This is a genomic window from Streptomyces sp. NRRL F-5122, from assembly GCF_001507435.1.
Classification (GTDB): Bacteria; Actinomycetota; Actinomycetes; order Streptomycetales; family Streptomycetaceae; genus Streptomyces; species Streptomyces lannensis.
The window spans coordinates 58,076-84,719 of sequence record NZ_LMWH01000026.1 but is presented as its reverse complement, the minus strand read 5'-3'; the positions used below and the strand labels follow the sequence as shown (position 1 = coordinate 84,719).

The 26,644-nt window shown below is 68.5% G+C and carries 21 protein-coding genes; 16 read left to right on the top strand and 5 right to left on the bottom strand.

What is annotated here, in order from left to right; genetic code table 11:
* The first annotated feature begins 20 nt into the window (after positions 1-20).
* From ADL25_RS05330 to ADL25_RS48870, 3 genes are all read left to right on the top strand, one after another.
* Positions 21-392, top strand: coding sequence for an SgcJ/EcaC family oxidoreductase (locus ADL25_RS05330; RefSeq protein ID WP_059126447.1), 372 nt, complete (start codon positions 21-23; stop codon positions 390-392).
* 1,065 nt (positions 393-1,457) lie between these two features.
* Entirely contained in the window at positions 1,458-2,303 is an 846-nt protein-coding gene (locus ADL25_RS05325; protein WP_059126446.1) for a prephenate dehydratase, read from the top strand.
* 180 nt (positions 2,304-2,483) lie between these two features.
* Positions 2,484-2,639 (top strand): hypothetical protein, encoded by a 156-nt coding sequence (locus ADL25_RS48870; protein WP_159044888.1) that lies wholly within the window; start codon positions 2,484-2,486, stop codon positions 2,637-2,639.
* A gap of 151 nt (positions 2,640-2,790) precedes the next feature.
* On the opposite strand, the gene ADL25_RS05320 is transcribed toward ADL25_RS48870, so the two are convergent.
* Entirely contained in the window at positions 2,791-4,239 is a 1,449-nt protein-coding gene (locus ADL25_RS05320; RefSeq protein ID WP_059126445.1) for a dihydrolipoyl dehydrogenase family protein, read from the bottom strand.
* Positions 4,240-4,334: 95 nt separating this feature from the next.
* On the bottom strand, positions 4,335-4,778 hold the full coding sequence (locus ADL25_RS05315; protein WP_059126444.1) for a VOC family protein: 444 nt from the start codon (positions 4,776-4,778) through the stop codon (positions 4,335-4,337).
* A gap of 245 nt (positions 4,779-5,023) precedes the next feature.
* Here ADL25_RS05315 and ADL25_RS05310 point away from each other — a divergent pair, with 245 nt between their 5' ends.
* Entirely contained in the window at positions 5,024-5,497 is a 474-nt protein-coding gene (locus ADL25_RS05310; RefSeq protein ID WP_059126443.1) for a MarR family winged helix-turn-helix transcriptional regulator, read from the top strand.
* A gap of 392 nt (positions 5,498-5,889) precedes the next feature.
* Here ADL25_RS05310 and ADL25_RS05305 read toward each other — a convergent pair whose 3' ends face one another.
* On the bottom strand, positions 5,890-6,105 hold the full coding sequence (locus ADL25_RS05305; RefSeq protein WP_147318063.1) for a helix-turn-helix domain-containing protein: 216 nt from the start codon (positions 6,103-6,105) through the stop codon (positions 5,890-5,892).
* A gap of 625 nt (positions 6,106-6,730) precedes the next feature.
* Here ADL25_RS05305 and ADL25_RS05300 point away from each other — a divergent pair.
* Positions 6,731-7,438 carry a hypothetical protein gene (locus tag ADL25_RS05300; RefSeq protein ID WP_319114552.1) on the top strand — a complete coding sequence of 236 codons (708 nt, stop codon included), beginning with the start codon at positions 6,731-6,733 and terminating at the stop codon, positions 7,436-7,438.
* Positions 7,439-7,653: 215 nt separating this feature from the next.
* Positions 7,654-8,505 carry an alpha/beta fold hydrolase gene (locus ADL25_RS05295; protein WP_059126525.1) on the top strand — a complete coding sequence of 284 codons (852 nt, stop codon included), beginning with the start codon at positions 7,654-7,656 and terminating at the stop codon, positions 8,503-8,505.
* A 145-nt stretch (positions 8,506-8,650) separates the two neighbouring features.
* Here ADL25_RS05295 and ADL25_RS05290 read toward each other — a convergent pair whose 3' ends face one another.
* Entirely contained in the window at positions 8,651-10,900 is a 2,250-nt protein-coding gene (locus ADL25_RS05290; RefSeq protein WP_107116521.1) for a SpoIIE family protein phosphatase, read from the bottom strand.
* A 481-nt stretch (positions 10,901-11,381) separates the two neighbouring features.
* On the opposite strand from ADL25_RS05290, the gene ADL25_RS05285 reads away from it, so the two are divergent.
* The 4 genes from ADL25_RS05285 to ADL25_RS05270 all read left to right on the top strand — a co-directional run bounded on the left by ADL25_RS05285 (position 11,382) and on the right by ADL25_RS05270 (position 15,835).
* The gene (locus ADL25_RS05285) at positions 11,382-12,341 is read left to right on the top strand and encodes an SDR family NAD(P)-dependent oxidoreductase (RefSeq protein WP_059126441.1); all 960 of its coding nucleotides are present in this window, start codon (positions 11,382-11,384) and stop codon (positions 12,339-12,341) included.
* 604 nt (positions 12,342-12,945) lie between these two features.
* The gene (locus tag ADL25_RS05280; protein WP_059126440.1) at positions 12,946-13,797 is read left to right on the top strand and encodes a putative RNA methyltransferase; all 852 of its coding nucleotides are present in this window, start codon (positions 12,946-12,948) and stop codon (positions 13,795-13,797) included.
* 633 nt (positions 13,798-14,430) lie between these two features.
* A complete protein-coding gene (locus ADL25_RS05275; protein ID WP_234380624.1) occupies positions 14,431-15,312 on the top strand; it encodes a hypothetical protein in 882 nt (293 codons plus the stop codon).
* A gap of 214 nt (positions 15,313-15,526) precedes the next feature.
* Entirely contained in the window at positions 15,527-15,835 is a 309-nt protein-coding gene (locus ADL25_RS05270) for a hypothetical protein (protein WP_234380603.1), read from the top strand.
* Positions 15,836-16,172: 337 nt separating this feature from the next.
* Here ADL25_RS05270 and ADL25_RS05265 read toward each other — a convergent pair whose 3' ends face one another.
* Positions 16,173-17,159: an alpha/beta fold hydrolase gene (locus ADL25_RS05265; protein ID WP_234380601.1), complete on the bottom strand. Its 987-nt coding sequence runs from the start codon at positions 17,157-17,159 to the stop codon at positions 16,173-16,175.
* A 469-nt stretch (positions 17,160-17,628) separates the two neighbouring features.
* On the opposite strand from ADL25_RS05265, the gene ADL25_RS05260 reads away from it, so the two are divergent.
* The 6 genes from ADL25_RS05260 to ADL25_RS05235 are packed head-to-tail and all read left to right on the top strand — an operon-like array spanning position 17,629 to position 26,629.
* A complete protein-coding gene (locus ADL25_RS05260) occupies positions 17,629-18,948 on the top strand; it encodes an ABC transporter substrate-binding protein (RefSeq protein ID WP_234380599.1) in 1,320 nt (439 codons plus the stop codon).
* Positions 18,945-19,949, top strand: a complete 1,005-nt coding sequence (locus ADL25_RS05255) for a carbohydrate ABC transporter permease (protein WP_234380591.1) — start codon at positions 18,945-18,947, stop codon at positions 19,947-19,949. Before ADL25_RS05260 ends, ADL25_RS05255 begins: the two co-directional genes overlap by 4 nt.
* Before the next feature lie 29 nt (positions 19,950-19,978).
* Entirely contained in the window at positions 19,979-20,791 is an 813-nt protein-coding gene (locus ADL25_RS05250; protein WP_059126438.1) for a carbohydrate ABC transporter permease, read from the top strand.
* A gap of 33 nt (positions 20,792-20,824) precedes the next feature.
* The gene (locus ADL25_RS05245) at positions 20,825-23,998 is read left to right on the top strand and encodes a glycoside hydrolase family 38 C-terminal domain-containing protein (protein WP_059126437.1); all 3,174 of its coding nucleotides are present in this window, start codon (positions 20,825-20,827) and stop codon (positions 23,996-23,998) included.
* A 28-nt stretch (positions 23,999-24,026) separates the two neighbouring features.
* A complete protein-coding gene (locus tag ADL25_RS05240; protein ID WP_059126436.1) occupies positions 24,027-25,706 on the top strand; it encodes a class I mannose-6-phosphate isomerase in 1,680 nt (559 codons plus the stop codon).
* Positions 25,703-26,629, top strand: coding sequence for an ROK family protein (locus ADL25_RS05235; protein ID WP_059126435.1), 927 nt, complete (start codon positions 25,703-25,705; stop codon positions 26,627-26,629). Before ADL25_RS05240 ends, ADL25_RS05235 begins: the two co-directional genes overlap by 4 nt.
* The last annotated feature ends 15 nt before the right edge of the window (positions 26,630-26,644 follow it).

Here is a 26,644-nt window from a genome sequence, read left to right as displayed (position 1 = left end):
CAAGAGATGAGGAACTCCTGATGACAAGTACAGAGGCACAGCGGGCCGTGCTGAGCGGCGTCATGGACCGGTGGAAGACCGCGGTCGGTGCCCGCGAACCGCACAAGGTGGCCTCGTATTTCACCGAGGACGCGATTTTCCAAGGGCTCCACCCCTACAGCGTCGGTCGCGAAGGGGTCGCGGAGTACTACGATTCGCAGCCCCTCGGGTTGGCGGCGGAATACGAGGTGCTCGAGACGCGGACGCTTGCCGAGGATGTCCTGCTCGGCTACCTGAGTGTCGACTTCTCCTTCACCGACCGGCCGACCCTTCATGTGAGCCTCAGCATCGTGCTCCGGCGCATCGACGGTGAGTGGTACATCGGTCACTATCAGGTGTCCAAGCTCGACTGACGCGCTCAGCGGGTGTGTCGCTCCTGCCGCCGCCATCGACGGAACGGGAGGAGCGCGCACTCGTTCGACGCAGGGCGTCGTGCCTCCCTGCGGTGCGCGCGGTTTTGTCCGCGACACGGGACGGACGTCGGGCGAGGCCGTTCGGCCGTCGCCCGCGCACAACGGATCTCCGGGGAGGATCGGGCCGGCATCGGTGCTACCGCGCGTGCTTGAACACTTCGAGGCAGACGCCCATGAGGATCCCTCGGCGGCCTGGCAGGGTTTCACCATCGCCTGGAACTGGGCCGCGCCGCACCTGTGCGCGCTTCCCGTCACAGGAGCCGACATCGATCCCGTCGCACGTCCTCCGGGGGGATTCTCACTGTCCGGACAGTGGCGTCTGCCATCCGGTGAACGGCCCGGATGGGTGACGGTGTCGTGTGCCGCCGAGCGGCAGAGGGCCGAGGGGACACGGCGGAGGGCGGTCCGGACCTCTTCGTGATCAAGGCGGGCCTGCTGTCGCCGGCCATGAGTGGGGGCCCGTGGGAGGGTGCCACATCGGCTGTCGAACTTCGAGACGCGTACATGCCCGCCGGCCTCTCCACACGGTCCGCGGGTGCGCCCCTTCGGACAGGTGATGGGATCTTTCTGCGCACCGCTGTCACGGCCATGGCCCTGGGCGCGGCCCGGCTTCACCGATGCCCTGAGCGGGCTCACCACCGACGCGGTGCGTGTGGCGGCTGCCGTGACCATGCCACCCGCCGCATCGTCGGCCGGACCCGCCGACGTACTGCACGACTAGCGAGCGGTCCTCGTGGCAGCTGTGCACGCCACGCGCCACGCCCGATCGTCGCGGCCCGTGGCACCTTCCACAGCCTTGGGCGCCACCTCTGCTCCGGGCCTGCCGCACGGTCGGTCAGGCGGTTGCGGCCGCTTACGAACATGCGGCCCGATGGCTCGCGAGCGTCGATCGTCACCGCTTGATGTGCCTGATCGAGGGCGCTTCACCGATACTGCAATGTATGCGGTTCGTTGTGGAGCTTCTGCCGCCGCACAGCAAGATCCCTATGTGGAAGGCTTAACACAGTGACGACCGTCGCATATCAGGGTGAACCCGGGTCCAACTCGTCGACGGTCGCCCGAGCGCTCTTTCCCACGGGCAACGAGCTGGCCTGCACGAGCTTCGAACAGGCCTTGGATGCGGTGACACTGGGCGCCGCCGACGTCGCGGTGATCCCGGTGGACAACTCCGCTGCCGGACGCGTCGCCGACGTGCACCACCTGCTGCCCGAGTCGGGGCTGTTCATCGTCGCCGAGTACTTCCTGGCCATCCGTTTCGACCTCATGGGTGTGCCCGGCACATCGCTCGATCAGGTGGAGTGCGTGCGCAGTCACGTGCATGCCCTGGGGCAGTGCCGGAAGGTGCTGCGTGAGGGCGGCTGGCGCACGCTCGTGAGTGACGACACGGCCGGAGCGGCCCGAGAGGTGGCCGAGCTCGGCGATGCCCGGCACGCGGCTCTCGCCCCGCCTGCCGCGGCACGGCTTTTCGGCCTCGACGTCCTGCGGTCCGAAGTCGAGGACGACCCCGACAACACCACGCGGTTCGTCGTCCTCTCACGGGAGACCTCCTTTGCGCCGGCCACGGGCGAGCCGACGATGACGAGCCTGTTCTTCTGCGTACGGAACATCCCCAGCGCGCTGTACAAGGCGCTCGGCGGATTCGCCAGCAGTTCCGTGAACCTCACCAAGATCGAGAGCTATCAGATGGGCGCCGGGCTGAATCCCAGCCGCTTCTACGTCGAGATCGAGGGGCACCCCGACGAGCCCCGTGTGGACCTCGCGCTGCAGGAGCTGCGCTTCTTCTCCTCGGAGGTGCGCATCCTCGGGGTCTATCCCGCGCATGAGCACCGGCTGCGGGAACGAACGGGCTGAAGGGCGCTCGCCGTGCCGTCGGAGCAATCTCACCTCATCATTGCATCGTGAGGCCCCTCACACTTTTCCTCTGAAAGAGTGCGGAATGCGCCGTCCCCGTCCGTGGTTTCCCTGACACCCCCTCGCCCCGAGCCGACTGCGGCGCGGATACCGCGCGTTGACACACAGATGGGAATGGCCATGAAGCGATCGGAGATCAGTAACGCCCCTTCTCGTCTGCGCCGCGTCCGCATACCCGGGACGGTCCTGTCGCTTCCCCCCAAGGCTCCCCTGCCGCCGGAGGAGACGGATCAGGACGACTCCGAGGCGGACACGACCGCGGCCGACGCCGAGTGACGTGAGCGGCCTGCACGTCTCCTCGATGGACGCAGCCCCCGTGCCGCCGCTGTGCAACGGTTGACGATTCGCCGGCGGTGCAAGTGGGCGGTGGTGCGAGCGGGCGGCCGTACGGAGGGCTACCGGCGGGCGCACCACCGCTTGCGGAGACCTACCGGTTCATGTCCCGGTAGGTCTCGAGCAGCCTCAGCCAGACCTCACTGATGGTGGGGAAGGCCGGCACGGCATGCCAGAGCCGCTCGATCGGCACCTCGCCCGTGACGGCGATCGTGGCCGAGTGGAGGAGTTCCGCGACACCCGGGCCCACGAAGGTGACTCCCACGACGGTGCCGAGATCGGGGTCGATCAGCATACGGGCCCGGCCCTTGTAGCCCGGGGTGTACTGCTGTGCCCCCGCAAGGCGCGCCAGGTCGTAGTCGACCACATCCACCCGACGCCCGGTGCGTGCGGCCTCGTGCGTGGTGAGACCGACGGAGACTGTCTCCGGGACGGTGAAGACGACCTGGGGTACGGCTGTGTGGTCGGCGCTCGCCGCATGCGCGCCCCAGCGGGTGTCATCGACCGGCTTGCCGGTGGCGCGTGCGGCGATGGCGGCTCCCGCGATCCGGGCCTGGTACTTGCCCTGGTGGGTCATCAGAGCACGGTGATTGACGTCTCCGACCGCGTAGAGCCAGCCTTCGGCGACCTCGGTGACGCGGCAGGTGTCGTCCACGGTGAGCCAGTCCCCGGGACGAAGTCCGACCGTCTCCAGGCCGACGTCCGCGGTGTTCGGTGAGCGGCCGGTGGCGAACAGGATCTCGTCCGCGGTCAGTTCCTCGCCGTCCGCCAGGGTGATCCGCAGGCCGTCGTCCGTGCCGCTTTCGCGGATCACCGACGTGACGGAGGTCCAAAGCCGTAGGCCGACCCCGGAGTCGCGCAGTTCCTCCGCCACCAGCTCACCGGCGAACGGTTCCATGTTCGCCAGCACGCCGCCGCCACGGACGAGCAGGGTCACCTGGGAACCCAGCGCCTGCCATGCAGTGGCCATTTCGACGGCCACCACGCCGCCGCCCACAACGGCGAGCCGACCGGGCACTCGGTCGGCGCCCGTGGCCTCACGGTTGGTCCACGGCCGTGCGGTGTCGAGCCCGGGGATCTCTGGCAGGGCGGTACCCGAGCCGGTGCAGATCGCGACGGCATGCCGCGCGGTCAGCCGGACAGTGCCCTGGTCATCGGTCTCGACGGTCACCTGCCGTGGACCGGTGAGTCGCCCATGGCCGCGTATGAGGTCCACGGAGACGGAATCGAGCCAGTCGACCTGGTCGTCGTCCTTCCAGTACGCGGCCATCCTGTCGCGGTGCGCGAGCACTGCGTCCACGTCCAGCGGGCCCTTCACGCCGTCGCCCAGCCCGGGTACACGGCGTGCGTCCGCGCGCAGCATCACCGGCCGCACCAGCGCCTTACTGGGTTCGCAGGCCCAGAACGAGCACTCACCGCCCAGTAGTTCGCGTTCGACGATCACGGTGCTCAGTCCGGCCGCGCGGGCCCGGTCCGCCACGTTCTCGCCGACCGGGCCCGCACCTATGACGACCACGTCGTAGGTGCGGAAGGCCTCGTCCATCACTGCTCCTGTCACTCCGTCGGATGCTCCGGCCTCCGCACGCGCGGTCCTGCCGGAACGTGTGCGCCTGATCCTTGTTCGGTGGGAGGCCTTCGTCACCGGCCGGGGAGCCGGGTCGTCACTTCCTGAAGCACCCACTCGTTGCCGTCCGGGTCGCTGAAGGCGGTGAACGAGCCGTAGCTGGCGCGCTGCGGATGCGGGCCACTGACCCGTCCTTCTTCCGTACCGCGGTGGAAGACCCCGCCCGCGTCATGGAAGATCTCGCCCATTTCGATGCCGCGCTCGACGAACTCGGCGTGAGCCGTCTCGATGTCCGAGACGATGAGGTGCAGCCCCCGCACGGAACCGGGTGCGGCTGTGGTGACGCCGGTGCCGAAGAGTATCGAGCACTGCGAGCCGGGGGGCGTCAGGTGCACCACTCGGTAGCTGTCGTCGGCTGCATGGTCGACGTCCAGTCGGAAGCCGGCCTTCTCGTAGAAGGCCTTGGCCCGGTCGACGTCGGAAACGGGCAGCACCACAACTTCGAGTTTCAGATCCATCTTCGCCTTCGCTCTCACGGACGGAGGTTCCGCACCACTGTGCGTCACCGGTTCAACCGGTGAGATCCTGGCAAGCGGCAGTGTCACCTGTCAAACAGGTGACGCGATCTTTTCCGGAGACGGCGGCCGCCGGGATCCCCCTGCTCGTGATTCCCCGGTGGCCGGGCGTTCGGGGGGGTTCATTTGATTGACGTGTCAAGTATGTAGAGATATGATTGACGCGCCAATTAGAAGAGGTGGCTGTCATGGGGCAGCGGCGCAGGACGTATCCCACTGTCGAAGAGCTGCGAGACTGGCGGGACTTCATCGAGACCGCCGAGGCGCTGAGGTCCGAACTCGCGTCACGACTGCAGAAGGAATTCGCGCTGTCGCCGGGGGACTACGCGGTACTTCTGGCGCTGAGCGAAGCGGACGATTTCCGGATGCGCTCCTCCGAGTTGGCCGCAGCCATCCACTGGGAACGCAGCCGCCTGTCGCATCAGCTCGGGCGCATGGAGCGCCGCGGGCTGATCCGGCGCGACGAGTGCGCCACGGACAACCGCGGTGCCGAGGTGGCGCTCACCGATCAGGGTGCCCAGGCATTTCGAAAGGCCTCCCTGCCTCATCTGCGTGCCATCCGGGAGTTGTTCGTGGAGCCCCTCACCCCCGAGCAGATCGCGGCCGTCGGCGACATCATGGCGACGCTTCGCGCGCGCATGGCGTCGCTGACCGACACGTGAGCCGGGAGACGAGCCGTCCCGAGCTTCGCGCACGCATGACGCCGCTGACCGACCCATGGATCGGGAGGCGAAGCCCCACCCGATCGGCCCGAAGCGTTCGCGCGTGCGGCGAGGTCTGCCGCACTGACAGTGTGTTCGGGCACGCGGTGCAGCGGCGCACGCAGTAGGGCGCCCTCACGCCAGGGGGGAAGGGTGTGAGGGCGCCGTCCCACCGTCGGGGCCCGTTGATGAACACCGCGTCGGTGGGGTCCTGCTACTGGAGATACGGGCGAGAGGCCGGGGCTGGTTCACGATTCGACGAGAAACCCGGGCCGGACATCGCCCTTCCCCCTCGCCGGCTCATCGGAGGCCGGCCATGACCCCATCGTGCGAACGGCGGGGAGCGCGGCCGGTCAGGCCAGCATCTTTTGAACGGCCTGACGTGACACACCGAGCTCCCGCGCGATGTCGGCCTGCGACACGCCTTGGGCGATGAGGCTCTGCATCAAGCCACGCCGCTCGGCTGCGAACTGCTGCGCCAGGCGGGCGTGGTGGATCGCTTGCTCGCGGGCCTCCTTGATACGGCTCAAGGTGGGCTGATGCACAGAGAGGTCCTTGGTGTCTGCCATGGACCCCAGCATGACAACGGGGGGTTGACGCGTCAATCCCCGTTGCCATCTCTTGCTTCTTGGGTCCGGGGGCAGGTCCGGTCGGCCGGAGGAGGAGCACGGGCCCACTGCGGTCAGGTGGGGGCGGCCCGGCAGCGGCACCCAGGAAGCTTCCGTCGGTACGTGGTTGCACAGCGAGGCCATGCAACACATATTTGACCGGTCAAGCAAATGTGTCTCATATGTCGTACAGGCAGGGCGACTGCCGGGCATGTGTCGGCGCCGCCGTGTTCAATGGGCGCGGCGGCCTTGCTCGTCGTGCTGTGGGCAGGTTCCGGTCGCCGTTGTGGTGGGCGGCGGCGCTGTTGCGTAGGGGCCGGCGGGCTCACATCGCAGCGTCGGCCCGGTGGCCGACCCACCGAACAGGTGACGCGGCCGCCGCCTTATATTGACTGGGGGAAACGTCGTTGCGTGCCGGGGGGATTGAGCGCTCTTGCGAGCAGGCAGAACGTGTCGAGCTGCGGTGGTCGCCCTGCTCAGCGGCGTTGCCGCACTGTTCCTCGGCGCGTGCGGAACACAGGTGGTGGGTCAGGGCGACGGGAGGTCACCCTTGTCGACGACGACCGGGCCGATCCCATGGACCACTATGGCGCCTTCCGCGGTCACCGGAGCCCATCTCGGCGACGACCGCCGCACGCTGTTCCTCGATACGCAGGTGCCCAGTGGCGCACACGCGTGTGTCCGCGAACTCAAGGCAGTGCTCACCGAGCCGATGACGGACCTCGTGCGGGTGCAGGTCACCTTCACCTCGCCGTCCGCGGACAGGGCCTCCGGGTGCACCAAGGAGAGCACGGCCACGGCGAAGGTCAGGCTGCCCCAACCGCTGGGCGACCGGGAGGTGGTCGTCGACTACAACACGGTCTTCACCGCCCACGGTGCCGAACCGCCCGCGCTGCGGTTGTGCGGGGAACTCGGCTGCACACCGCCGACCACCGGCTGCACCGCCGCTTCCTACGAGCAGGCGTTGATGGCGGTCGACGCCCCCGCTCACACGTACCGGGACTCGGAGAAGTGCGACGGGGAGTGGCTCGTGCTGGACTTCTCCTGGCGCACGGGGCCGGCCTGCGGCGACTCCACCGACCCTGCCTGCTCCTCCCGGCTGGGCGATCGCTGGTTCTTCCGGGCGAAGAAGTCGGGCTGGGAGCCGATGCTGCGGACCTCGGCCGGAGGCTGCCGGGACGTGCAACGCAACGAGCCCGCCTTCCCCACCTCGTTGTGCGCGTCGCTCGCCCCGCTGCCCGCCTCACTGCACCCGAGTTACGCCCCGCCGTCCGCCACTCCGACGGCCGGATAGACCGTGGCTCCGACGGTCGTGGCGGACGTCCTCGGCGATGTGCGGGCAGAACTTTTGATCTACGTCCGCACGTTATGTGAGTGAAGCTCCGCTCGGAGTCTCGGCCGGGATGCGGGTACTCGCCCACGGATCCGCGAGCGGGCTGAGGTGTCTGTCCCGTACGTATGCGCAGCCTGCTGTCCGACCGGGCGACGGGCAAAGAATATGATCCGCCCATGTCTGAGCACTTTTCTTCCACTCTGCCGCACCATGTGCGTTCGCTGCCGCTGAAAACCCGGCGTGGTGACTTCGCCGCGCTGCAGTCCACGCCGACCGGCGGGGAGCATCGCGGCACCGTCCTGCTGCTTCCCGGTTACACGGGCAGCAAGGAGGAGTTCGTCCCCCTTCTCCCGGACATGTTCGACGCCGGCTATCGAGCGGTCGCGATCGATGCCCGTGGGCAGAACGAGACTGCCGGTCCGGACGACGAGGAAGCGTATCGGCAGGAAGCTCTGGCCCTGGACGTGCTGGCGCAGGTGGAGGCCCTCGGTGGACCGGTGCATCTGCTGGGCCACTCGATGGGCGGGCAGGTGGCCAGGGCGGCGGTGTTGACGGACCCCCGGCCCTTTCTGTCCCTCACGCTGCTGTCGTCCGGGCCTGCGCAAGTGGGTGAGGAACGGCAGTTGCAGCTGAAGCTGCTCCTGGGTGCGCTTGAAACGATGACGATGGCACGAGTGTGGGAGGCGATGCAGGCGTCCCGGCCCGCACCCGCGTCCCTCGCTGACGCGGAACGGCTTCGCGCGAGATGGCTGCGTACACATCCGTCGCACCTGCGCGTGGTGGGACGGCGGCTCCTGGCCGAACCGGACCGGACAACGGAACTCGCGGCCGTGACCTCGCTGCCGAGGCACGTCCTGTACGGCGATAAGGACGACACCTGGACGACGGTGGAGCTGGAGGACATGGCCACCCGCCTGAACGCGCACCGGACGGTCCTGCAGGGCGTGGGACATTCACCCAACCTCCAGCGTCCCACGGAGACGGCGAGGGCGCTGATCGGATTCTGGTCGGGCCTCGTGGAGGGGTGAACGCCCCGCCAACGGCCGGGCGGTGGAAGGTAGTTGCTTGTACGCGCAACGGAGGAGCGTGGCCGGGCCTGTCGTGGCGCCGCGCGGCGGGGTGTTGTGACTCCCGGCCACGACTTGCACACTCGGAGGTTCGCCGATCGCGCGGTCAGTGCGGGGAGATGGGCAGGTTCAACGAGACCGTCTTGCCCTGACCGTTGGGGGAGCTGTTCCACATCTCGGCCAAGGACTCCACGATCAGCATGCCGCGACCGTGCTCCGCCTCGGCGTTGTCCTCCTCGCTGAGGGACAGCGGCGAGGGGACGGGTGGGTTGCTGTCGGAGTCCCGCACCTCCAGCCGGACGTGATCGGGGAAGGCCCGCAGACGGACGTCCACGTCGCTGCCGGCGTGGATGAGTGCGTTGGTCACCATTTCCGATGCGGCCAGCTCGAGGGCTTCCGACAAGTCGTCCAGCCCCCAGGAGTCCAGCTGGTCGTGTACGAAGGCGCGTGCCGTCCTGACCCCGCGCAGATCGCGGCGTTGAATGTGCAGGCTTCCCACATGGGGCCTGTCAGTGCCCTGCGTGCCTTCGTACAGTGCCAGCAGCAGAACCGCGTCGTCCCGCCGCTGCTGTGGTGCGGAGACCTCCGCGATCACCTCGTCGGCAAGCTGCTCGAGGTCGGGTGTGGATCCGGGGCTTTCGGAGCCGAGCAGCGCTTGCGCACGGGCCTCGGGATCGGCTGCGTCCCATCCGACGAGACCATCGGTGTAGAGCATCAGGACGGAACCGGCCTCGAAGGTGTGCTCGCATCCTTGGTAGGGGCCGGGCGCGCAGACACCCAGAGGCACGTTGGCCGGGGCCTCCAAGGCGTAGACGCTTCCGTCGGGCCGCCGTACCAGAGGAGCCGGATGGCCGGCCAGGGCGACCTCTAGGGTGTGGTCGGACGTATCGAGCGCAACGACGCAACAGGTCGCGGTCAGACCGGTGTCCAGCCCTATGAGGAGCCGGCCCGTCCGGTCTATCACCGCGGCGGGGCGGTGCCCTTCGGTGGCATAGGAGGCGACGGCGGTGCGTACCTGTCCCATGACCGCGGAGCTCTCCATGGCGTGTCCCTCGACATCGCCCACGACCAGCACCGCACGGTCGTCAGCCAGTTTGATCACGTCGTACCAGTCGCCACCCACCTTGGAGGTGACGGTGGCGGGGCGGTAGCGCGCCGTGGTGGCCAGCTGCGGCAGGTGGGACAACCGGGACGGCAGCAGAAACCTCTGCAGGCATTCGGCGACCGCACGCTGCTGTTGGTTCAGCTCGACCCGTTCGACCGCCGCTCCGAGCATGCCCGCCATCATGCCGAGGAGGGCTCTTTCCTCAGGCGGAAAACTGTGGGGCCCGGAGAACGTCAGGCAGCAGACGCCTACGACCCGGCCGCTTTCGACGACAGGCAGATCGAGCAGCTGTCCGTTGCCGATGAGCGGGAGATACACCTCGGTTCGAGGCTCGTCGACCGACAGGGGATCGGCGCTCGGCGAGGAGTCCGCGGACATGTACAGCGGGCGTCCGCGAAAGGCCTCTGCTGCCGGTATCCGGTCCTCGACTCGGGCGCCGTGGATGCTGCGGACCATGCCGGAGGAGGCTCCGCTGTGTCCCAGCACCCAGAGGCGTCCCTCGCTGGCCGTGGCCAGGACCAGGGCTTGCGCCCGCAGCGGGTCCATCATGCAGTACTGGGCGGCCCCGACGACCTCGTCCACGGTCGTCGCGCGGTTGAGCAGCACGGACAGCCGCCGCAGCGGGTACATCATGCTGGTGCCCGCGGACCCGGGAACGCCCTGCACTCCCCAGCCCGCTGTGCACCCGCACACGTCGGTGGTGGACTCCGGTGGGATCAACATCGGCATCGGATCGGCCGCCACGGTGATGCCGTCCTTGACGAGCATGGTGAGAGCGTTGGCCAGCTTGTCGCCGATCTCCACGAGAGCCAGTCCGTCGGCGGGCCGGCAGGAGCCACGGTCCTCCAGACACAGAACGGTGAGGGCGCCGAAGCGCTGGTCCCCGGCGATGACGGGGGCAGAGAGGGCCACGTAGGGATACGGCAGTACATGCTTCTGACCGGGGTCGGCAGGATCCGGATCGACCAGGACGGCCGCTTTCCCCGACCGCAGAGCTCGGGCTGATGCGCCGTACCCGTCCAGTCCCATGCGTCCGGGCATCGTGTAGAGCGACAGCTGGCTCCCGGCGGCCAGTGCGAGTCGGAGTTCGCCCCGGCCCTCGTCCAGCAGGTAGACCGCTGCCGCCACGGCGGACAACCGCTTCTTGGCCTCACGGACGGCATGGTGCAGGACTTCCGCAAGACCCGCGTCGTGGATGTCCGTGGGTTCGCCGCTGAGATGCTGATCTTTTCCTGGGCTGCTGCTCGTCACGATGACGACTCCCTCCGGCGCGAAGAGCCGGTTGGCGCGAGAGAAGATCTGCCGTATTCGAGTGATAAGCAATTATTCGGCGTCTGTGCGGTCCGACGCGAACTCTGTACGGACCCGAGCCGGAGGTCACCCTGCGTGGTGTCGTGACCGTGGTTGTGCCCTGTGTCACCGACATGCCGGCGCCGATGTGGGGCGTGGCGGCACTTGAAGTCGCGGGTCGAAGGTGCCGATGCGGACTCGTCGATGATGCGCCCGTCGACGACGCCCACGGGTCCGCGGTGCGACGGCGTGTGTCTGCATGCTCACTGTCGGTTCTCTCCCGGCCGCCACTTGCAACCGGAACCGGTTCCGCTTAATGTCGAAGACGAACCGGAACCGGTTCCGGATATCAGCCTACGGCGATCCGTGCCCCACGCCACCCGCCGCGCAGCTCGGTATCTCGGCATCCCCTTCGCCCTCTTCCCTCGTTCTGGAGAGTCACATGACAGACAGCCTTGTCACCACCCCGTTCGGCGCGCTGACGACCGCGGAGGAGGTGCTGGCCGGAATCGACCTCAGCGGTCGCCGAGCCCTCGTCACCGGAGCAGCCTCCGGCATCGGGCGTGAGACCGCCCGGGTGCTGGCCGCTGCCGGCGCCGAGGTGATCGTCGGCGTCCGTGACCTGGACGCGGGTGCACAGGCGGCCGAGGAGATCACCCCGGGGAGCGGTCCGGGCACGGTGCGCGCCGCGATGCTCGACCTCGCCGACCAGGCGTCAGTGCGCGCCTTCGTTGCGGCATGGCAAGGGCCACTGGACGTCCTGGTCCTCAACGCCGGCGTGATGGCGTGTCCGCTGGAACGGACCAAGGAGGGCTGGGAGCTGCAGTTCGCCACGAACCACCTCGGCCACTTCGCCCTCGCGACCGGCCTGCACAGCGCCCTGACGGAGGCCCGCGGTGCACGCGTGGTCGTCGTCAGCTCGGTCGGCCATGTCAACGGCGACGTGCTCTTCGACGACATCAACTTCGAGGAGCACCCCTACGACCCCTGGGCGGCCTACAGCCAGTCCAAGACCGCCAATGTCCTGTTCGCCGTCGAGGCCGGCCGTCGCTGGGCGCACGACCTGATCAGCGTGAACGCCCTCAACCCCGGCCGCATCACCACCACCCGCCTCGGTCGCCACATCGGGGACATCGGCAACAGCCCGTCCTCCTTCGACCCCACCAGCACCGACGTGTCCTGGAAGAACATCGAGCAGGGCGCCGCGACATCGGTGCTGCTCGCGGCTTCGCCGCTGGTCGAGGGTGTCACCGGACGGTACTTCGAGGACTGCAACGAGGCCGGTCCGCACCGGCCGGGTGTGCGCCGGGGAGTGGCCGGCCACGCCGTCGACCCCCAGAGTGCGGCTCGTCTGTGGCAGCTCTCCCTCGACATGGTCGAGGCCGCAGGCCCGGCCTCCTGACGCCCTGGCCACCACGCACATGGTTCGTGCCGGCACACCGATGACCGGGCCTTGCGGTTGCTCGTCGGTTGTGTCGGTCGCCACCCGACCGGATCGGCCCACGCTGCGGGGCTTGCACCGGCTCGGCCCACGCTGCGAAACCATCATCGAACGGCCACCGGGCGGATCGCGCGGCACCTCAACGGGGATTCGGTGCTGGACACTCGAACCCTGCCGGATGCCGCCCGGACGGGGGTTGTCGGCCGGGTTGGTGGGTCATTGCGTTTCCGGGGCGGCCGCCAGGTGGACCCTGGCTGCGGCAAGGTGGGCGCGAGTCAGGTTCCAGCCGGCTTGAAGTGCCGCGCGATCAACGGTCATGGCATCAGTTTCGGCAGCACGAAGGATCTTGTCGAGGCTCGTAAACTCATGGGGTGGCATTCACGAGCACCCCGCACTGCTGCTTCCTGTGATCGGAAGGCATTGAGGGCGATGTCGGACGACGTCGCCCTCTTCGGCGTGCCTGCCGTGCGAACCACCTTCCTGACACTGCCCGATCCTTCCTGAGGCAGTCACCTTCGGTGCGCGCAGGCACGGTCCCCTCCCCTCAGCCATGCCAGGAGTGCTCGTGCCCGTATTGCTTCCCCCTGCCCTCGAACGATTCCTCGACCTGCTGCGCTGCCCGACGTGCCGCACGCGCCGCCTGCATGCCGACCACGGCGCACTGCGCTGTGGGGCGGGCCATACCTTCGACATCGCTCGCCACGGCTATGCCGGCCTCCTGACGGGCACCCGCGCCACCAGCGGCGACGACGCGGCCATGGTCCAGGCTCGGGGCCGCTTCCTGGCCACCGGCCGGTACGCGTCCATCCGCCGAACGGTGGCCTGCCTGGCGGCCGACTCATCCTCTGCGCGGGGCACGGTCGTGGACGTCGGATGCGGTACGGGCTACTACTTGGCCGGCGTCCTCGACCAGTTGCCCGGCGCCCGAGGCCTGGGCCTGGACACATCGGTGCGAGCCCTGCGGTCGGCAGCCCGAGCCCATGAACGAGCCGCTGCCGCCACCTGGGATGTCTTCCGGCCCTTTCCACTGGCCGACGGGGTGGCCGACGTGGTGTTGGACGTGTTCGCACCGCGCAATCCAGCCGAGTTCCACCGAGTGCTCCGCCCGGCCGGCCGACTGATCGTGGTCCGACCTACCGGGCGGCATCTGGCCGAATTGCACGGTCGGGTACCTGCAATGGTCACCGTCGACCCAGCCAAGGAACAACGCCTGCATCGCGCACTGGACCCCTATTTCGAGGTCGTCGTCACCGAACGGGTGGAGTACTCCATCGCCCTGGGCGGGCTGGAGGCCCTGAACCTGGTGGGGATGACGCCGAGTGCACGTCACGTGAGCCGCGCAGAGTTGGACGACGGCGGACCCCTTCCCGACCGGGTGACCGTCTCTGTCCTGGCCACCGCATACAAACCTCGATGACCACGACGGGCGCCTGCGCCTGCTGACCGACGAGCAGTGGAGACGGCCGGCTCCCTGACTTCCTCAAGTCATCGGGAAGACAGGGCCCGGTGCCCGTTGGATCCCTGCTCCGCCGATCCGTTCCGCCCAGGCGTTCGGAGCGCTGCTCGACTCCTGCGTCACTCGCGTCTTCGGCCTGGACAGTGCCATCGAATAGGGAAAGAGTTCTCGAACTCCCACCGCGCTCGTTGTCGAAGGCTGTCCGCTTGGCAGCTTGTGGCCGACCGTCCCGCGGCACTGCGTAGGGTTTGGTCATGACCAGGGCAAAGGGGCGGTGGCCCAAGCCGGATCCTGGCCCGAACCGGCTCTGGCCACACGCACCGCCACGTCGTAGTGCGGCAAAGCCGTCGCTCAGCCATGGGACCGGGTCCTGTCTCCCCTCAGCCGTCGAACCGCCTGACCTGCCCAAGGCGGAGACATTGCCGTCGGCACCGAGACGGTTTGACGGTGCCGCGCATCTGCCCGAACGGTCCTCGAATCAGGTGCGTTGTCACCTCCACCGCGGACGCTGAAATCAGTGGCGGCATGTGGTGGAACCAGGTGAACATGGTTGCCACCATGTTCGTTCGCCCGTGAGGTGATCCTTTGAGAAAGGTGGCACTGCGTCCCCACGCACTGTTGCCTCGACGGTACGACCACCGGAAGGTCGTGGCGACCACGGTGGATGCCTGGGGCAGGGCCCTCTGGCTGATCTGCCCTGATGCGGAACTCAAACCGCAACCGTACGGAAGGCCGTATTCCAGACCCCGCACCGACTCTGATGACGCGATTCTCGTCACCGACGACCGCGGCACCATACAGGAACGGACCCTGCACGACGTCAGCGCGTGGGTCAGCCACGTGGACTCGCTGCCCAACGGGCGGTTCATCCTGGTGGACGGACGCGGAACCCGAGATGAGCGCACCGCCCGGATCCACGGCAGAGACGGTCGACGCCGACACGCCTTCCAGATGGGGGATGCCTTCGAGTTCGCGATGGCGGACCGGCAGCATCATGTCTGGAGCGCCTACTTCGACGAAGGTGTTTACGCCGACCCCATCAGCGCCGCGGGCCTGGTGCGTTGGGACAGCGGGGGCCGTCAGGAATGGCGGTACTCGGCTCCCGAGGGCATCGAATACATCGATACGGTCTATGCCCTGAACGTCGACGACGGTGTGGCCTGGGCCTGCTACTACCCGACCTTTCCCCTGCTGGAGGTCCGTACGAACGGGCGGACCTGCGTCCGCGCGTCGTCCGTGGTCGCTCCCCGGGGAATGGCCGTGCACGGGGAGGAGATCGTGATGCTCGGCGGGAATCGGCAGAGCGACCGGCTCCACCGGTGCCGCATGGATGGGCACAAAGTCATACCCGTCGAAGAAGCACTGCTCACCCGTCCCGACGGCGCACCGCTCAAGCAGTACGCGCGCCCTGTTGGGCGGGGGCGACATCTGTATCTACGCGGCTCGGCGAAGCAGTGGTTCGCGACCGGCATATAGTCCGGCATACGGGCCGGCGTTCGGCTCGCTTGGGTTCCGAGAACGCACGTCGACCGGGGTGAAGGTCGTCCACGTCACCGACCTTTCCGAACAGCGCACCTGGGGCGTCTCTTTCGGATGGGTGATGCGATGGGACCCCGGCGAGCCGATGCCTGGGTGCTTCGGGGCGACGGCTGCTCGCAACGCGTGTTCGAGGAAGCCGTACGATGCTGCCATGGATGCCTCGAAGGACGACTTGCGCTGTGGGCTCTGTGGGCAGGTCATGGATGCCCGGCACGAGCAGAACCACGAGGAATCGGGGATCAGCGCGGGCAGGCGCGTGGAGTACGTAGTTGTCGGACTGCGCGGCGCCACTGCGCACTGCCAAGCTGCCGATGACCCCTCTCGGACATCCAAGACCGGTGCCGACCTCCTGGCGAAGCAACTGGGGATTGACCTGCCCGATCTTCTTGGCCGCCATTACACGTGCTGGGAGACGCCCACGGAATACGGTGTCATCCGGAACGGCTTCGAACCGGCCTGACATTCGACCGTGCCGGAACGTCTCCAGCGGATCATCTGCACGTTGATTGATGTGTTCCGTTGACTTGACGCGTACTGGGCGCGGCTTGAACCGTTGCTGCCGGACCGAACCTGCGGAGCTGAAGGTCAAAGCTCCCCCTCAAGGTTGAAGTCCAAGCTGAGCCGGCACCGATCAAGGACCGGGCAGGGCGAATCCTCGACTGCGCACGGCAGTTGCGGAGGAGCTCCGGCAAGTGCTGCCGTGCTTCCGGAAGTTCACTGCGTGCAGTGTGCTCTCTTCTGCTCGCGGTGAATTCGAAAACGGTCTTCGGCCCTGTCGGCGATCCAGCTCGTACGGTTCAGGAATTCTCCCTGATCCATCCGGTGAGCAGGGGGCCGACGCGTTCGGGTGATTCGACCTGGGGAAAGTGCCCGACGGCCGGTTCCTGGTCGAGGACGGCAAGCCTCGCCCGCGGGACGGCCTCGCGGATCCGTGGAATCACATGGGCCCCGCTGATGGGATCCTCGGGCCCCCAGATGAACTGTTGCGGACCCTCGTAGTCACGTACCGCGCCCGTCCAGCGAGCGGCGTTCTTCCTGCGTTCCTCCATGTAGTGAAGGAGCGCGGGGAGAACCCTCAATCCGTCACGTGCCCGTGCGTCCAGCCACATGTCGTGCAGCATTGCACCTGGCAGGGGGCGTTCACCGATGAGGCGATCGAGGAAGGAGATGAACTTCTCCTCGTCCAGCTGCTCCGCCAGTTCCGCTCCGGCAGGGCCGGCGAGGAGTTTCTGCTCAGGGCTTGGGTGATGCAAGTCCGGCCAGATGCCTCCGTTGAGCCAGGTCATGCAGGTCACCCTGTCAGGGGTGCGGGCCAGAAGTTCCTGAGCGACGGAGACCGCGTAGTCGTGGGCCACCACTGCGGTGGTGTCGTGTCCGTCGACTTCCCAGACTGCCTCGACGAGGTCCGCCTGCTCGAGAATCGAATAGGCGTGAGGGTAGGGCTTGTCGCTTTCGCCGAATCCGACGAAGTCCGCCGTTGTCACCCGAAAACCCGCGCCCACGAGCTGCGGGACGACAGCCGCCCAGTCGTGCGAGGAGGTGGGGAATCCGTGCAGCAGGGTCACGGGGACGCCGGTCGACGGCCCGTCGTGCCTCACGAACACGACATGTGGAAACCCCGGCAGGCTCCGGCGGCTGCCGCCGGCGATCCATTCCTCGCGAGATTGCGTGATGTCGGGCATCATTGCTCCGCTCGTGGGCCTGTGTGCGACGGAATTTGCTGAGCACGCAGAACGATTCGCTTCTGCCATGTGTGTCATGGTTTCAACGACCATGATGGTCATGGTCGATCCCGATGTAACGATCGACACCGAAGTTCCCCCCTGTGTGCCGGGGCGGGGGGCCCATGGCGAGGTCTTCACACCGATTGCTTGGGTCCGGGCGCGGGCAGAGCTGTCTGCCGCTCGCTTCGACCAGGACGACGCAGTTGACCGTCGTCCGGGGGAGTGCCCCCAGGGTTCGTTCTTGGGCTGCTGTTCGAGATGTCCGATGCCTCAACTCGGCTGTCGGGGAGTCGGCTACCGCGAGATCCGCGAGCCGGTCCGGCGACGAAAGTGCCGGTCTGCCGCAGATCGAAGTGAGGTCGAACCCGCGCCGCACCGCCGGTTCGCGGTTCGGTTCCAAAACTCCGGCTGTCGGGGCCATTGACATCCACCGCCCCTGGCGTCCAAGCTCCCCGCAGTGCATGTTAACGATAACACCGCCACGGAACATGCCTGAGGGAGCCGCCCCATGCCAGGCCGTCACCCGCCCATGAACACAGCGCACTTCGCCCAGAGCGCCACCGGTCCCACCCGCCGCACCGTCCTGCGAACGGTCGCGGCCGGTGCCTTCGCCACTGCTACCGGCGCTCTGGTCAACGCTTGCGGAAGCGCCGCCGCGGAGCCCCCCGGCAAGGTCGCCGTACACGGGGACAATCCGGCCTGGGCCGAACCCCTGAAGGCCGCGGGCAAGGCGATGCACTCGGTCGACGGCATCGAGATCGTGCCCGAAGTCATCCCGTCGCTGGAGTCGTTCGAGCAGGTCGTCAAGTCCTCACTGCGCACCGACAAGACGCCCGACATGCTCAAGTACTGGTCCGGCTACCGTCTCCAGGACCTGGCCCGTACCGGCGGCATCGTGGACATGACCGGACATTGGGAGAGCGCCGCCGGCAAGGGCTGGGTCGACACCTCGCTGCGCTCCGCCTTCACATACAAGGGCCGCGTCTACGCCCTGCCCATGAACCTGGCTTACTGGGTCTTCTACTACAACCCCGAGGTCTTCCGGGCCAACGGCCTGAGAAAACCGGAGACCTGGGACGACTTCCTCACCGTCGCGGCCCGTCTGAAGAGCGCCGGCATCACCCCGCTGCACGGGACCGCGGCCGGGCGCTGGCCCTCGTTCATCTGGTTCCAGGAGATCCTCAGCCGCCAGGACCCGCAGTTCTACGAAGACCTCATGAACGGGCGGGCGCGCTATACCGACCCGCCCGCCGAACAGGCCATGCGCACCATCGCGTCCTTCTTCGACAAGGACTGGTTCACCTCGATGGACATGGACCACACGATGGCCGCCGCGGCCGTAGTACACGGCAAGGTCGGCATGCTGCCCTGCGGCACCTGGCTCGGCTCCACCCTCGTCGGCGCGGGCGGCAAGCCAGGCAAGAGCCTGGACGCCTTCGTGCTGCCGATGCAGAACACCCGGGCGCGGCCCAGCATGATCTTCGAATCCAGCGCCCTCGTCTGCACCGTCAAGGGCCCCGATCGTGACGAGGCCCATCGCGCCGCCGGCGCCTGGATGCACCCGAAGGTCATGAAGGCCTTCTCGCACACCCTGCAGGACGGGTGCCCCAACCCCGGCGTCGCACCGGCCAACGTCATGATCGCGGGCATTACCGCGACCGTGCGGGAGAAGAAGGTGCGGATGCTCAACCGCTTCTGGGAGTTGGGACCGCCGGAACTGGTCGAGGCCACCGTCGACGATCTGGCGGCCTTTCTGCTCGATCCGTCGTCGTACCGCTCGGTGCTGCGGACGATGCAGGGCCGGGCCGACGAGGCGTGGAGGGTGTGGAGGGAGGGGGAGAAGTCATGACGGACGCCATGAGCGCGGCAACCCCCGCTGCGACGGACGGACCCGGCGCCGCGGGCAAGCCACTGCGGATACGCCGGCGGATCCCCACCCGCACCCCTCATCAGGCCGCGGACGGCATACGGGCCGGGCACCGGCTGGGCCACCCGCTGGTCGGCATCCCATGGGCGCTGCCCGCGCTGCTCTTCGTCGGAGTACTCCTCGTCTACCCGTTCTTCCGCAGCGTCTACGGCAGTTTCTTCGAGGACAACGGCTTCACCAGCCACTACACCGGCCTCGACAACTACGCGCGGCTCGCCGACGACCCGATCTTCGGCCGATCGCTGCTCAACACCGTCATGTGGGTGGCGGGCACGCTGCTGCTGCCCGTTGCCATCGGCCTCGCCATCGCCGTGGCGACGCACCGGATGCGCTTCGGATGGCTCGCGCAACTGCTCATTGTGCTGCCGTACGCGATCTCGGGCGCCGCGACCGCCGTACTGTGGAAGTTCATCCTCACCTCGGAGGGTTCGCTCAATGAGGTGCTGCACGGCATCGGGCTGGACTCACTCGCGCGCGCCTGGCTGCTGGAGTGGCCGCAGAACACGATCGCGATGATCGTCGCCAGCACCTGGCAGGCCACCGGCCTCAACGTCGTGCTGTTCGCCATCGGACTGCGCGCCATACCGCGCGAGACGGTCGAGGCGGCCGAACTCGACGGGGCGACCGGCTGGCGGATGTTCCGGCACATCACCCTGCCGCAACTGCGATCCGTGACCGTGGTGGTGGTCGGGATGGCCATCGTCAACAGCCTCAAGGCCTTCGACCTGATCTGGGTGCTCACCCAGGGCGGGCCCGCCCGCTCCTCCGAGACGCTGGCGCTGACCATGTACCGCGAGGCCTTCCGGCTCTTCCACGTCGGCTACGGATCCGCCATCGCACTCGTCCTGTCCATCATCGTCGTCGCCTCCTCATGGATGTACCTGCGCCGGCAGATGCCCGACACGTCCGCTGCGAAGAACTGACCCCAGGCGTTCGAAAGGAGTGACGACCCATGGGACGGATCTTCCGAAACCTCTTCGTCGCGGGCTGCGTGGTGCTCTGGCTCATTCCGCTGTACCTGCTGGTGGTGAACGCGCTCACACCTGTCGCCGCCTACACGGGCCGGCCCGACTGGGCCCCGCGGGGCTTCGCGGTGTGGGAGAACCTCTCGACCGCGTGGAGCGACGCGGGCATCGGTGAGAGCTTCCTCAGCTCGATGGTGTACGCCATGGTGTGCGGCGCGGCCGCCGTGGTCGTGGCGGCCATGGCCGCCTTCGCCGTGGTGGTGCTGCCCATACCGAAGCCCGTGTTCTGGTTCTGGCTCATCTACTCGGGGACGCTCTTCCCGCTGCAGATGTTCCTCGCCCCGCTGTTCGGCATGTACGCGGACGGCAATCTGTACGACACCAGGCTCGGCCTCATGCTCGTGTATGTGGCGTGGGCGGTCCCGTTCGCGTTCTTCCTGATCCGCAATCAGATGACCACGATGCCGCCCGAGGTGACGGAGGCGGCCATGCTCGACGGGGCGTCCTTCCGCCGCATCTTCTGGCGCATTCATGTGCCGCTGATGGGTTCCAGCCTGGCGGCCGCGTTCATCTTCCAGTTCACCGCCGTCTGGAACGACCTGCTGTTCGGCATCACGCTCAGCCGCAGCCCCGACATCCAGCCGGTGATGGCCGCTCTGACGACCCTCAACAACGCCTACGCATCCTCGGGACCGCCCGTCATCCTGGCCGGCGCGCTCATCGTCTCCCTTCCCACCCTGGTCGTCTTCCTGGTTTTCCGCGGCCTGTTCCTGCGCGGCATCACCGCGACCGCACGTTAGCCCCGTCCCTCAGCACGATCTGGAGAGATCCGCATGACCACACGGGCACTCGTCCGTACGACCGACTGGGACAACGACCGGATACGCGACAGCCTTCGCGGCTCAGTCGTGAGCGCCGAAGGCAGTCTGGGCGGCAGCGCCCTGCGTCTCACCGTCGAACCACTTCTGCGCCGCGCCGGGAACGGCGGCCTGCTGCAGTCACTGCGGGTGGAAGCGGTGAACGGATCCCGACTCCCGGACGAGCTCACGGTACGCACCGAGTCCGGCAGCGCACTCCCCGCCGAACGCATCGCCGGGCCCAACCGCTCGGTCCGCCTGCTGCTGCCCGCCGTCGACACCGCGCAGCGGGTCACGGTGGGCCTGCACGGAAGCGACCCGGACAGCGGAATCGACGTCACTCTCACCCCCCAACGCCGCTGGACCGTCCACCTCGTCCACCACTCGCACCTGGACATCGGATACACCGACCCGCAAGGCAGGGTGCTGGCCGAGCACCTGTCCTTCCTCGACTCCTGCCTCGAGCTGACCCGTGCCACCGACGACTGGGCACCCGAGTCCCAGTTCCGGTGGTGTGTCGAGTCGCTGTGGTCCTTCCGGCAGTGGGCCGACGCGCGGCCGGCCGAACAGGTCGAGGAGTTCGTACGGCGGGTGCGCGAGGGCAGGATCGAGCTCACCGCCATGCCCTTCAACCTGCACACCGAGACCTGCTCCACCGACGAACTGCACGAACTGCTGCGCATGGCCCATGAGGTGAGGGAGCGCTACGGCGTCGACTTCACCTCGGCCATGCAGACCGATGTGCCCGGATCGGTCGTCGGTTTGGTCGACGCGCTCAGTGACGCCGGCGTGAAGTACCTGTCGGTGGCGCACAACTGGGCCGGTCGCTCGGTACCGCACCTCGTCGGCGGGGAGAAGCTGCCGCGTCTGTTCCGCTGGCGCGCACCCAGCGGCAACAGCCTGCTGGTGTGGGTCACCGACACGCCGCACGGCCTGGCCTACATGGAGGGCCCGCTGCTGGGCTTCGACACCGACTACGGCAGCGTCGACGATCTCCTGCCGTCCTATCTGACCTCCCTCGCCAGCAACCCGTACCCCTATCGCGGCGGCATCTTCGGTTGGGCAATGGACCAGGAGGAGATCAAGCGCGAGCCGTACCCGTGGGACGTGCTGCACCTGCGCGTGCAGGGCAAGTTCGGCGACAACGCGCCGCCACGCCGGATCATCGCCGACACCGTGCGCCGCTGGAACGAGACCTGGGCCTATCCGCAGCTGAGGCTGTCGCGCAACGAGGACTTCTTCGCCGACGCCGAGTCCCGGCTGGGCGACCAGATCCGCACCTTCGAGGGCGACTGGACCGACTGGTGGGTCGACGGTGTCGGCTCGGGCGCCCACCCGCTGTCCCTGGCCCGCACAGCCCAGTCCGTCGTCGCCGACGCCCAGACCCTCGGCACCTTCGCGGGTGTCCTCGGCGCCGCCGGGGCCGAGGACGACAGCCGCGACGCGGCCGGCGTCTACGAGTCGGTGTCCCTCTTCGACGAGCACACCTGGGGTGCAGGTGACCCCTGGACACACGGCGACCACGGTGGGCACTCCGGCGAACAGCAGTGGCACTGGAAGTACGGGCAGGCCCTGCGCGCCCACGACGAAGGGCAGTCACTGCTGAACCGCGCCGCCGCGCGACTGGGCCAGCGACTCGCCTCCCCGGCCGGCGTTCCCGCCTCCTACCACGTCGTCAACACCTGCTCCTGGGCGCGTACCGACGTCGTACGCATCTTCCTGCCCGAGTCCAGCGTCCCGCTGGAACAACCCGTTGTGGTCCGCGACGGCCGTACCGGTGCGCACCTGCACCATGAGGAACGTCCCCAGGTCAACGACGACCACCGGGACGCAGGCCGCTTCCTGCTGGTGCGTGTGGACGACGTGCCGCCGGCAGGCTCCGTCCGCCTCGACATCCGGATCGCCGAAGAGGCGATCGGCGACGCGGCCGAAGAGGCCGTCCTCAAGGCCGCCACCGGCTGGAACCCCACTGGCGGCACCGAGCGGGAGGACCCCGCCGAGACCGCCGCCGCGGCCTACGCGCTGGCCGAACCGCTGCTCCTGGAGAACGAGCACCTCGCCGTCCGCGTGGATCTCGCCCGCGCCTGCATCGGCTCCGTCACCGACAAGGCCACCGGCCGCGAACTGGTCCGTGACGACGCCGTCACCGGCTTCAACGCCTACATCCACGACAGCTACACCACCGCAGGCGGCTTCAACCACAACTCCAGCCGCACCACCGGCTCCGACCGCCTGGAGCACCTTGGCGACCGCTCCGTGGCGCCGCCGGCCGCCCTGATCGCCCGCCGGTCGACCACCACCGCCGAGACGATCACATACGAGACCCGTCCCGCGGGCGCCAACCGGGTGCGCACCACTCTCACACTGCCGCGCGGCGTCGCCCGTCTCGACATCGAGAATCGCGTCGACAAGGACGCCACCACCGGTAAGGAGAGCGCCTACTTCGCCTTCCCGTTCGCGTTCGGTACGCCCACGGTGCGCATGGAGGCGTCCGGCGGCGCCACCGGCAACGGCCTCCCGGTCGTCCCGGGATCCGCCTTGCACATGCGCGCCGTGCGCCGCTGGATCACCCTGCGGGAGGACGAGTTCACCGTCGCCTGGGCCAGCCAGGACGCGCCGCTGGTTCAGTTCGGCAACATCGCGCTGCCGTACGCCCCGTTCCCGAAGACCATGGGTCACGACGAGCCCTCCACTGTCTTCTCCTGGATCCACAACAACCTCTGGGACACGAACTTCCCCAGCGAGCAGGGCTTCGAGTTCACCTTCCGCTACAGCATCGCCTGCGGCGGCACGGACGCCGGTCTCGGCCCACGCACGGCCGCCGCCTGGAGCCGCCCCCTGCACGCCGTGCGCGCCAGGGGGCCGGAGCCGGAGGCTGCACCCGCCTCCCTGACCTTCGCCGAACTGGGTGACTCCCGGGTGAGGTTGGTCGGCGCCACCACGCCCGCACCCGGTCGGGTGCTACTGCGGCTGCAGTCCTTCGCCGAGGAACCGGTGGCCTGCCCCGTTCGGGCCGGCTTCCCGGTCCTTGCCGCGCACCGGTCGAACTACCTGGGTACCCCCTCCGCCCGACTCCCCCTGCACGACGGCGAGGTGACGCTGGACATCCCCGCACTGGGCACGGCAGCGGTACTCCTCGAGCACCACTGAATCTGCACGACAGTACGAAGGAGATTGCGTGTACCGGCTCGACCCCCGATACACCCCCGCACCGCGAACCGTCCTCGCCACGGGCTGGCAGGCGATCGCGGACCAACTACCCCCTACCCCGGCGGTCGTCGCCATTGACGGGCCGCCGTCCGTGGACTGGGACCTGCTGGCCGACCGGCTCGTCGCCGCCTTCCCGGGCACGGCGGTGCGGCTGCTCGACGTGCGCGAGCACTACGCACCGCCCGCCGAGGTCAGGCGTCGCACCGTACGCCCGGAGGACGCCGCCGACCCGTACTACTGCAAGCTCGCCGAGAACACCCTGGACGACCTCTTCGACGACGTGCCGCGGCCACCGGGCGGAGGAGCGGCCGTGGTCTACGGGCCCGGAGCCGCCCTCGTCCGGCACGACGTCCTTTGGTACGCCGACCTCCCCAAGCGCCATGCGGAGGCCGCCGTGGCCGCCGGACGGGGGGTCAACCTGGGGCTGCCCCGCGAACAGGGCGACCTCCGCAGCCTGTTCTACGTCGACTGGCCCATGCTCGACCGCCATCGCGACGCGCTCGCTCCCCGCCTCGACGGCTGGCTGGACGTCCAGGACCCCGAACGTCCGGTCTATCTGGACGGCGACGGACTGCGGGCCACCCTCGCCGCCCTGGCCCGCCGTCCCGTGCGCACTCGGCCGTTCTTCAACTCCACCCCCTGGGGCGGCCATTGGGCCCAGCAGGAACTCGGCTTCGACCCGGGGGCACGGAACACGGCGCTCGGCTACGAACTCATCGCCCCCGAGGCGGGCATCCTCGTCGGCGACGGGCCGCAGGCCCAGGCGGAGGTGCCGTTCCAGCTGATGTGCGTCCTGCACCCCGAGGACGTCCTCGGCGACGATGTGCACGCCCGTTTCGGCACCTCCTTCCCGATCCGCTTCGACTACCTTGACACGGTCGGCGGCGGCAACCTCTCGGTGCACTGCCACCCCAGGGAGCCGTACATGCGGGAGCGCTTCGGCTGGCCCTACACCCAGCATGAGACGTACTACATGACCCTCGGCGGCCCTGACAGCAAGGTGTTCCTCGGCCTGCGCGAGGACGCCGACGTCGACGTCTTCCGCAAGGAGGTACTCAAGGCCGCCACCGAGGGGGTGCCCATGGATCCGGAGGACCATGTCCTGACCTTCCCCGCCGAGCAGGGCAGGCTGTTCATGATCCCGGCGGGCACGCCGCACGCCAGCGGTGCCGGCAACGTCGTACTCGAGATCAGCGCCACCCCGTACCTGTACAGCCTGCGGTTCTACGACTGGCTGCGGCCCGGCACGGACGGCAGCCCCCGGCCGCTGCCGTACGAGCACGGCTTCGCCAACCTGGAGACCGGACGGCGCGGTGCGGCCGTCACCCGTGACCTTGTGCAGGAGCCGCGCATCCTGCGCGAGGGTGCCGGCTGGCGCGAGGAGGTCATCGGCGCACTGGACGAAATGTTCTACGAGGTCAGGAGATATGTGCTCGACGCCGGAGCGGAGGCGGAGGATGCCACGCTGGGGCGCTTCCATGTGCTGAACGTGGTGGAGGGTGCGGGTGTGACGGTGCGGACGGCGGCCGGGGACACGCACGAACTGGCCTGTGCGGAGACGCTCACCGTCCCCGCCGCGGTCGGCCACTACACCCTGCGGGCAGCGGACGGCGGACCCGTCCGGGTGGTGAAGGCGCTCGTGCGTTGATACCCGTCCTGGAGATCGGCGGCACCCACGTCACCGCGGCCCTCGTCGAGCCGCGGGACGGCCGCGTCCTGGACCGGACCCGTATGCCGCTGGACGCACACGGTTCCGCCGAGGAGATCCTCGCAACCGTGTACGACTGTGCCGCCACCCTGGCGGTGCCCTCGGGGGCCCGCTGGGGTGTGGCGGTGCCGGGCCCGTTCGACTACGCGGCGGGCATCGCCCTCTTCGCGGGGGTCGGGAAGTTCGACGCCCTGTACGGAGTGGATGTGGGGGCCGCGCTGCGCGGCGGGTTGCGGCGTCGTCCCGTCGACGTCGTGTTCCTCAACGACGCGCACGCCTTCCTGGCAGGCGAGTGGTCCGCGGGCGCCGCGCGCGGCCACCGCCGCGTCGTCGGCATCACCCTCGGAACGGGTGTCGGCTCCGCGTTCCTTGCCGACGGCCGTATGTGCGAGTACGGGCCCGGCGTGCCGCCCGAAGGACGCATGGACCTGACCGAGGTGGGCGACGAGCCACTCGAAGAAGTCGTGTCACGCCGCGCGATCCTGCTCCGGTACGGCGATCCGGCCCTCGACGTGCACGACGTCGCCGAGCGAGCCGGGTCGGGCGAGGGGCGGGCCCTGAGGGTCCTGGGCAACGCCTTCTCGACGCTGGGTGCTGTGCTGGGGCCGCGTCTGGCGGCCTTCGGCGCCACGGCACTCGTCGTGGGCGGCTCCATGGCCCGTTCGTGGGATCTCGTCGCTCCGGCCCTGACGTCGGGACTCGAGGCCGGGGGCTGGGTGCCCGACGCCGGCGACGCCCTTCGTGGCCTTGTGCCCCCCGAAACCGCGGCCGCCACACGGCATACTCGTGCGGTGAAGCCCGCCCGTCTCGCCGGGGACGCCGCACTGATCGGCGCGGCGCGCGCGGCGGCCGACGGGGACTGACGAAGGGGGACACGG

Coding starts and splice junctions, on each gene's coding strand:
- ADL25_RS05255 (WP_234380591.1), top strand. CDS start 18,945: ATGACGGACGCCATGAGCGCGGCAACCCCCGCTGCGACGGACGGACCC.
- ADL25_RS05250 (WP_059126438.1), top strand. CDS start 19,979: ATGGGACGGATCTTCCGAAACCTCTTCGTCGCGGGCTGCGTGGTGCTC.
- ADL25_RS05310 (WP_059126443.1), top strand. CDS start 5,024: ATGGGGCAGCGGCGCAGGACGTATCCCACTGTCGAAGAGCTGCGAGAC.
- ADL25_RS05285 (WP_059126441.1), top strand. CDS start 11,382: ATGACAGACAGCCTTGTCACCACCCCGTTCGGCGCGCTGACGACCGCG.
- ADL25_RS05320 (WP_059126445.1), bottom strand. CDS start 4,239: ATGGACGAGGCCTTCCGCACCTACGACGTGGTCGTCATAGGTGCGGGC.
- ADL25_RS05265 (WP_234380601.1), bottom strand. CDS start 17,159: ATGACCATCATGGTCGTTGAAACCATGACACACATGGCAGAAGCGAAT.
- ADL25_RS05330 (WP_059126447.1), top strand. CDS start 21: ATGACAAGTACAGAGGCACAGCGGGCCGTGCTGAGCGGCGTCATGGAC.
- ADL25_RS05245 (WP_059126437.1), top strand. CDS start 20,825: ATGACCACACGGGCACTCGTCCGTACGACCGACTGGGACAACGACCGG.
- ADL25_RS05270 (WP_234380603.1), top strand. CDS start 15,527: ATGGATGCCTCGAAGGACGACTTGCGCTGTGGGCTCTGTGGGCAGGTC.
- ADL25_RS05315 (WP_059126444.1), bottom strand. CDS start 4,778: ATGGATCTGAAACTCGAAGTTGTGGTGCTGCCCGTTTCCGACGTCGAC.
- ADL25_RS05305 (WP_147318063.1), bottom strand. CDS start 6,105: ATGGCAGACACCAAGGACCTCTCTGTGCATCAGCCCACCTTGAGCCGT.
- ADL25_RS05300 (WP_319114552.1), top strand. CDS start 6,731: ATGGCGCCTTCCGCGGTCACCGGAGCCCATCTCGGCGACGACCGCCGC.
- ADL25_RS05295 (WP_059126525.1), top strand. CDS start 7,654: ATGTCTGAGCACTTTTCTTCCACTCTGCCGCACCATGTGCGTTCGCTG.
- ADL25_RS48870 (WP_159044888.1), top strand. CDS start 2,484: ATGAAGCGATCGGAGATCAGTAACGCCCCTTCTCGTCTGCGCCGCGTC.
- ADL25_RS05260 (WP_234380599.1), top strand. CDS start 17,629: ATGAACACAGCGCACTTCGCCCAGAGCGCCACCGGTCCCACCCGCCGC.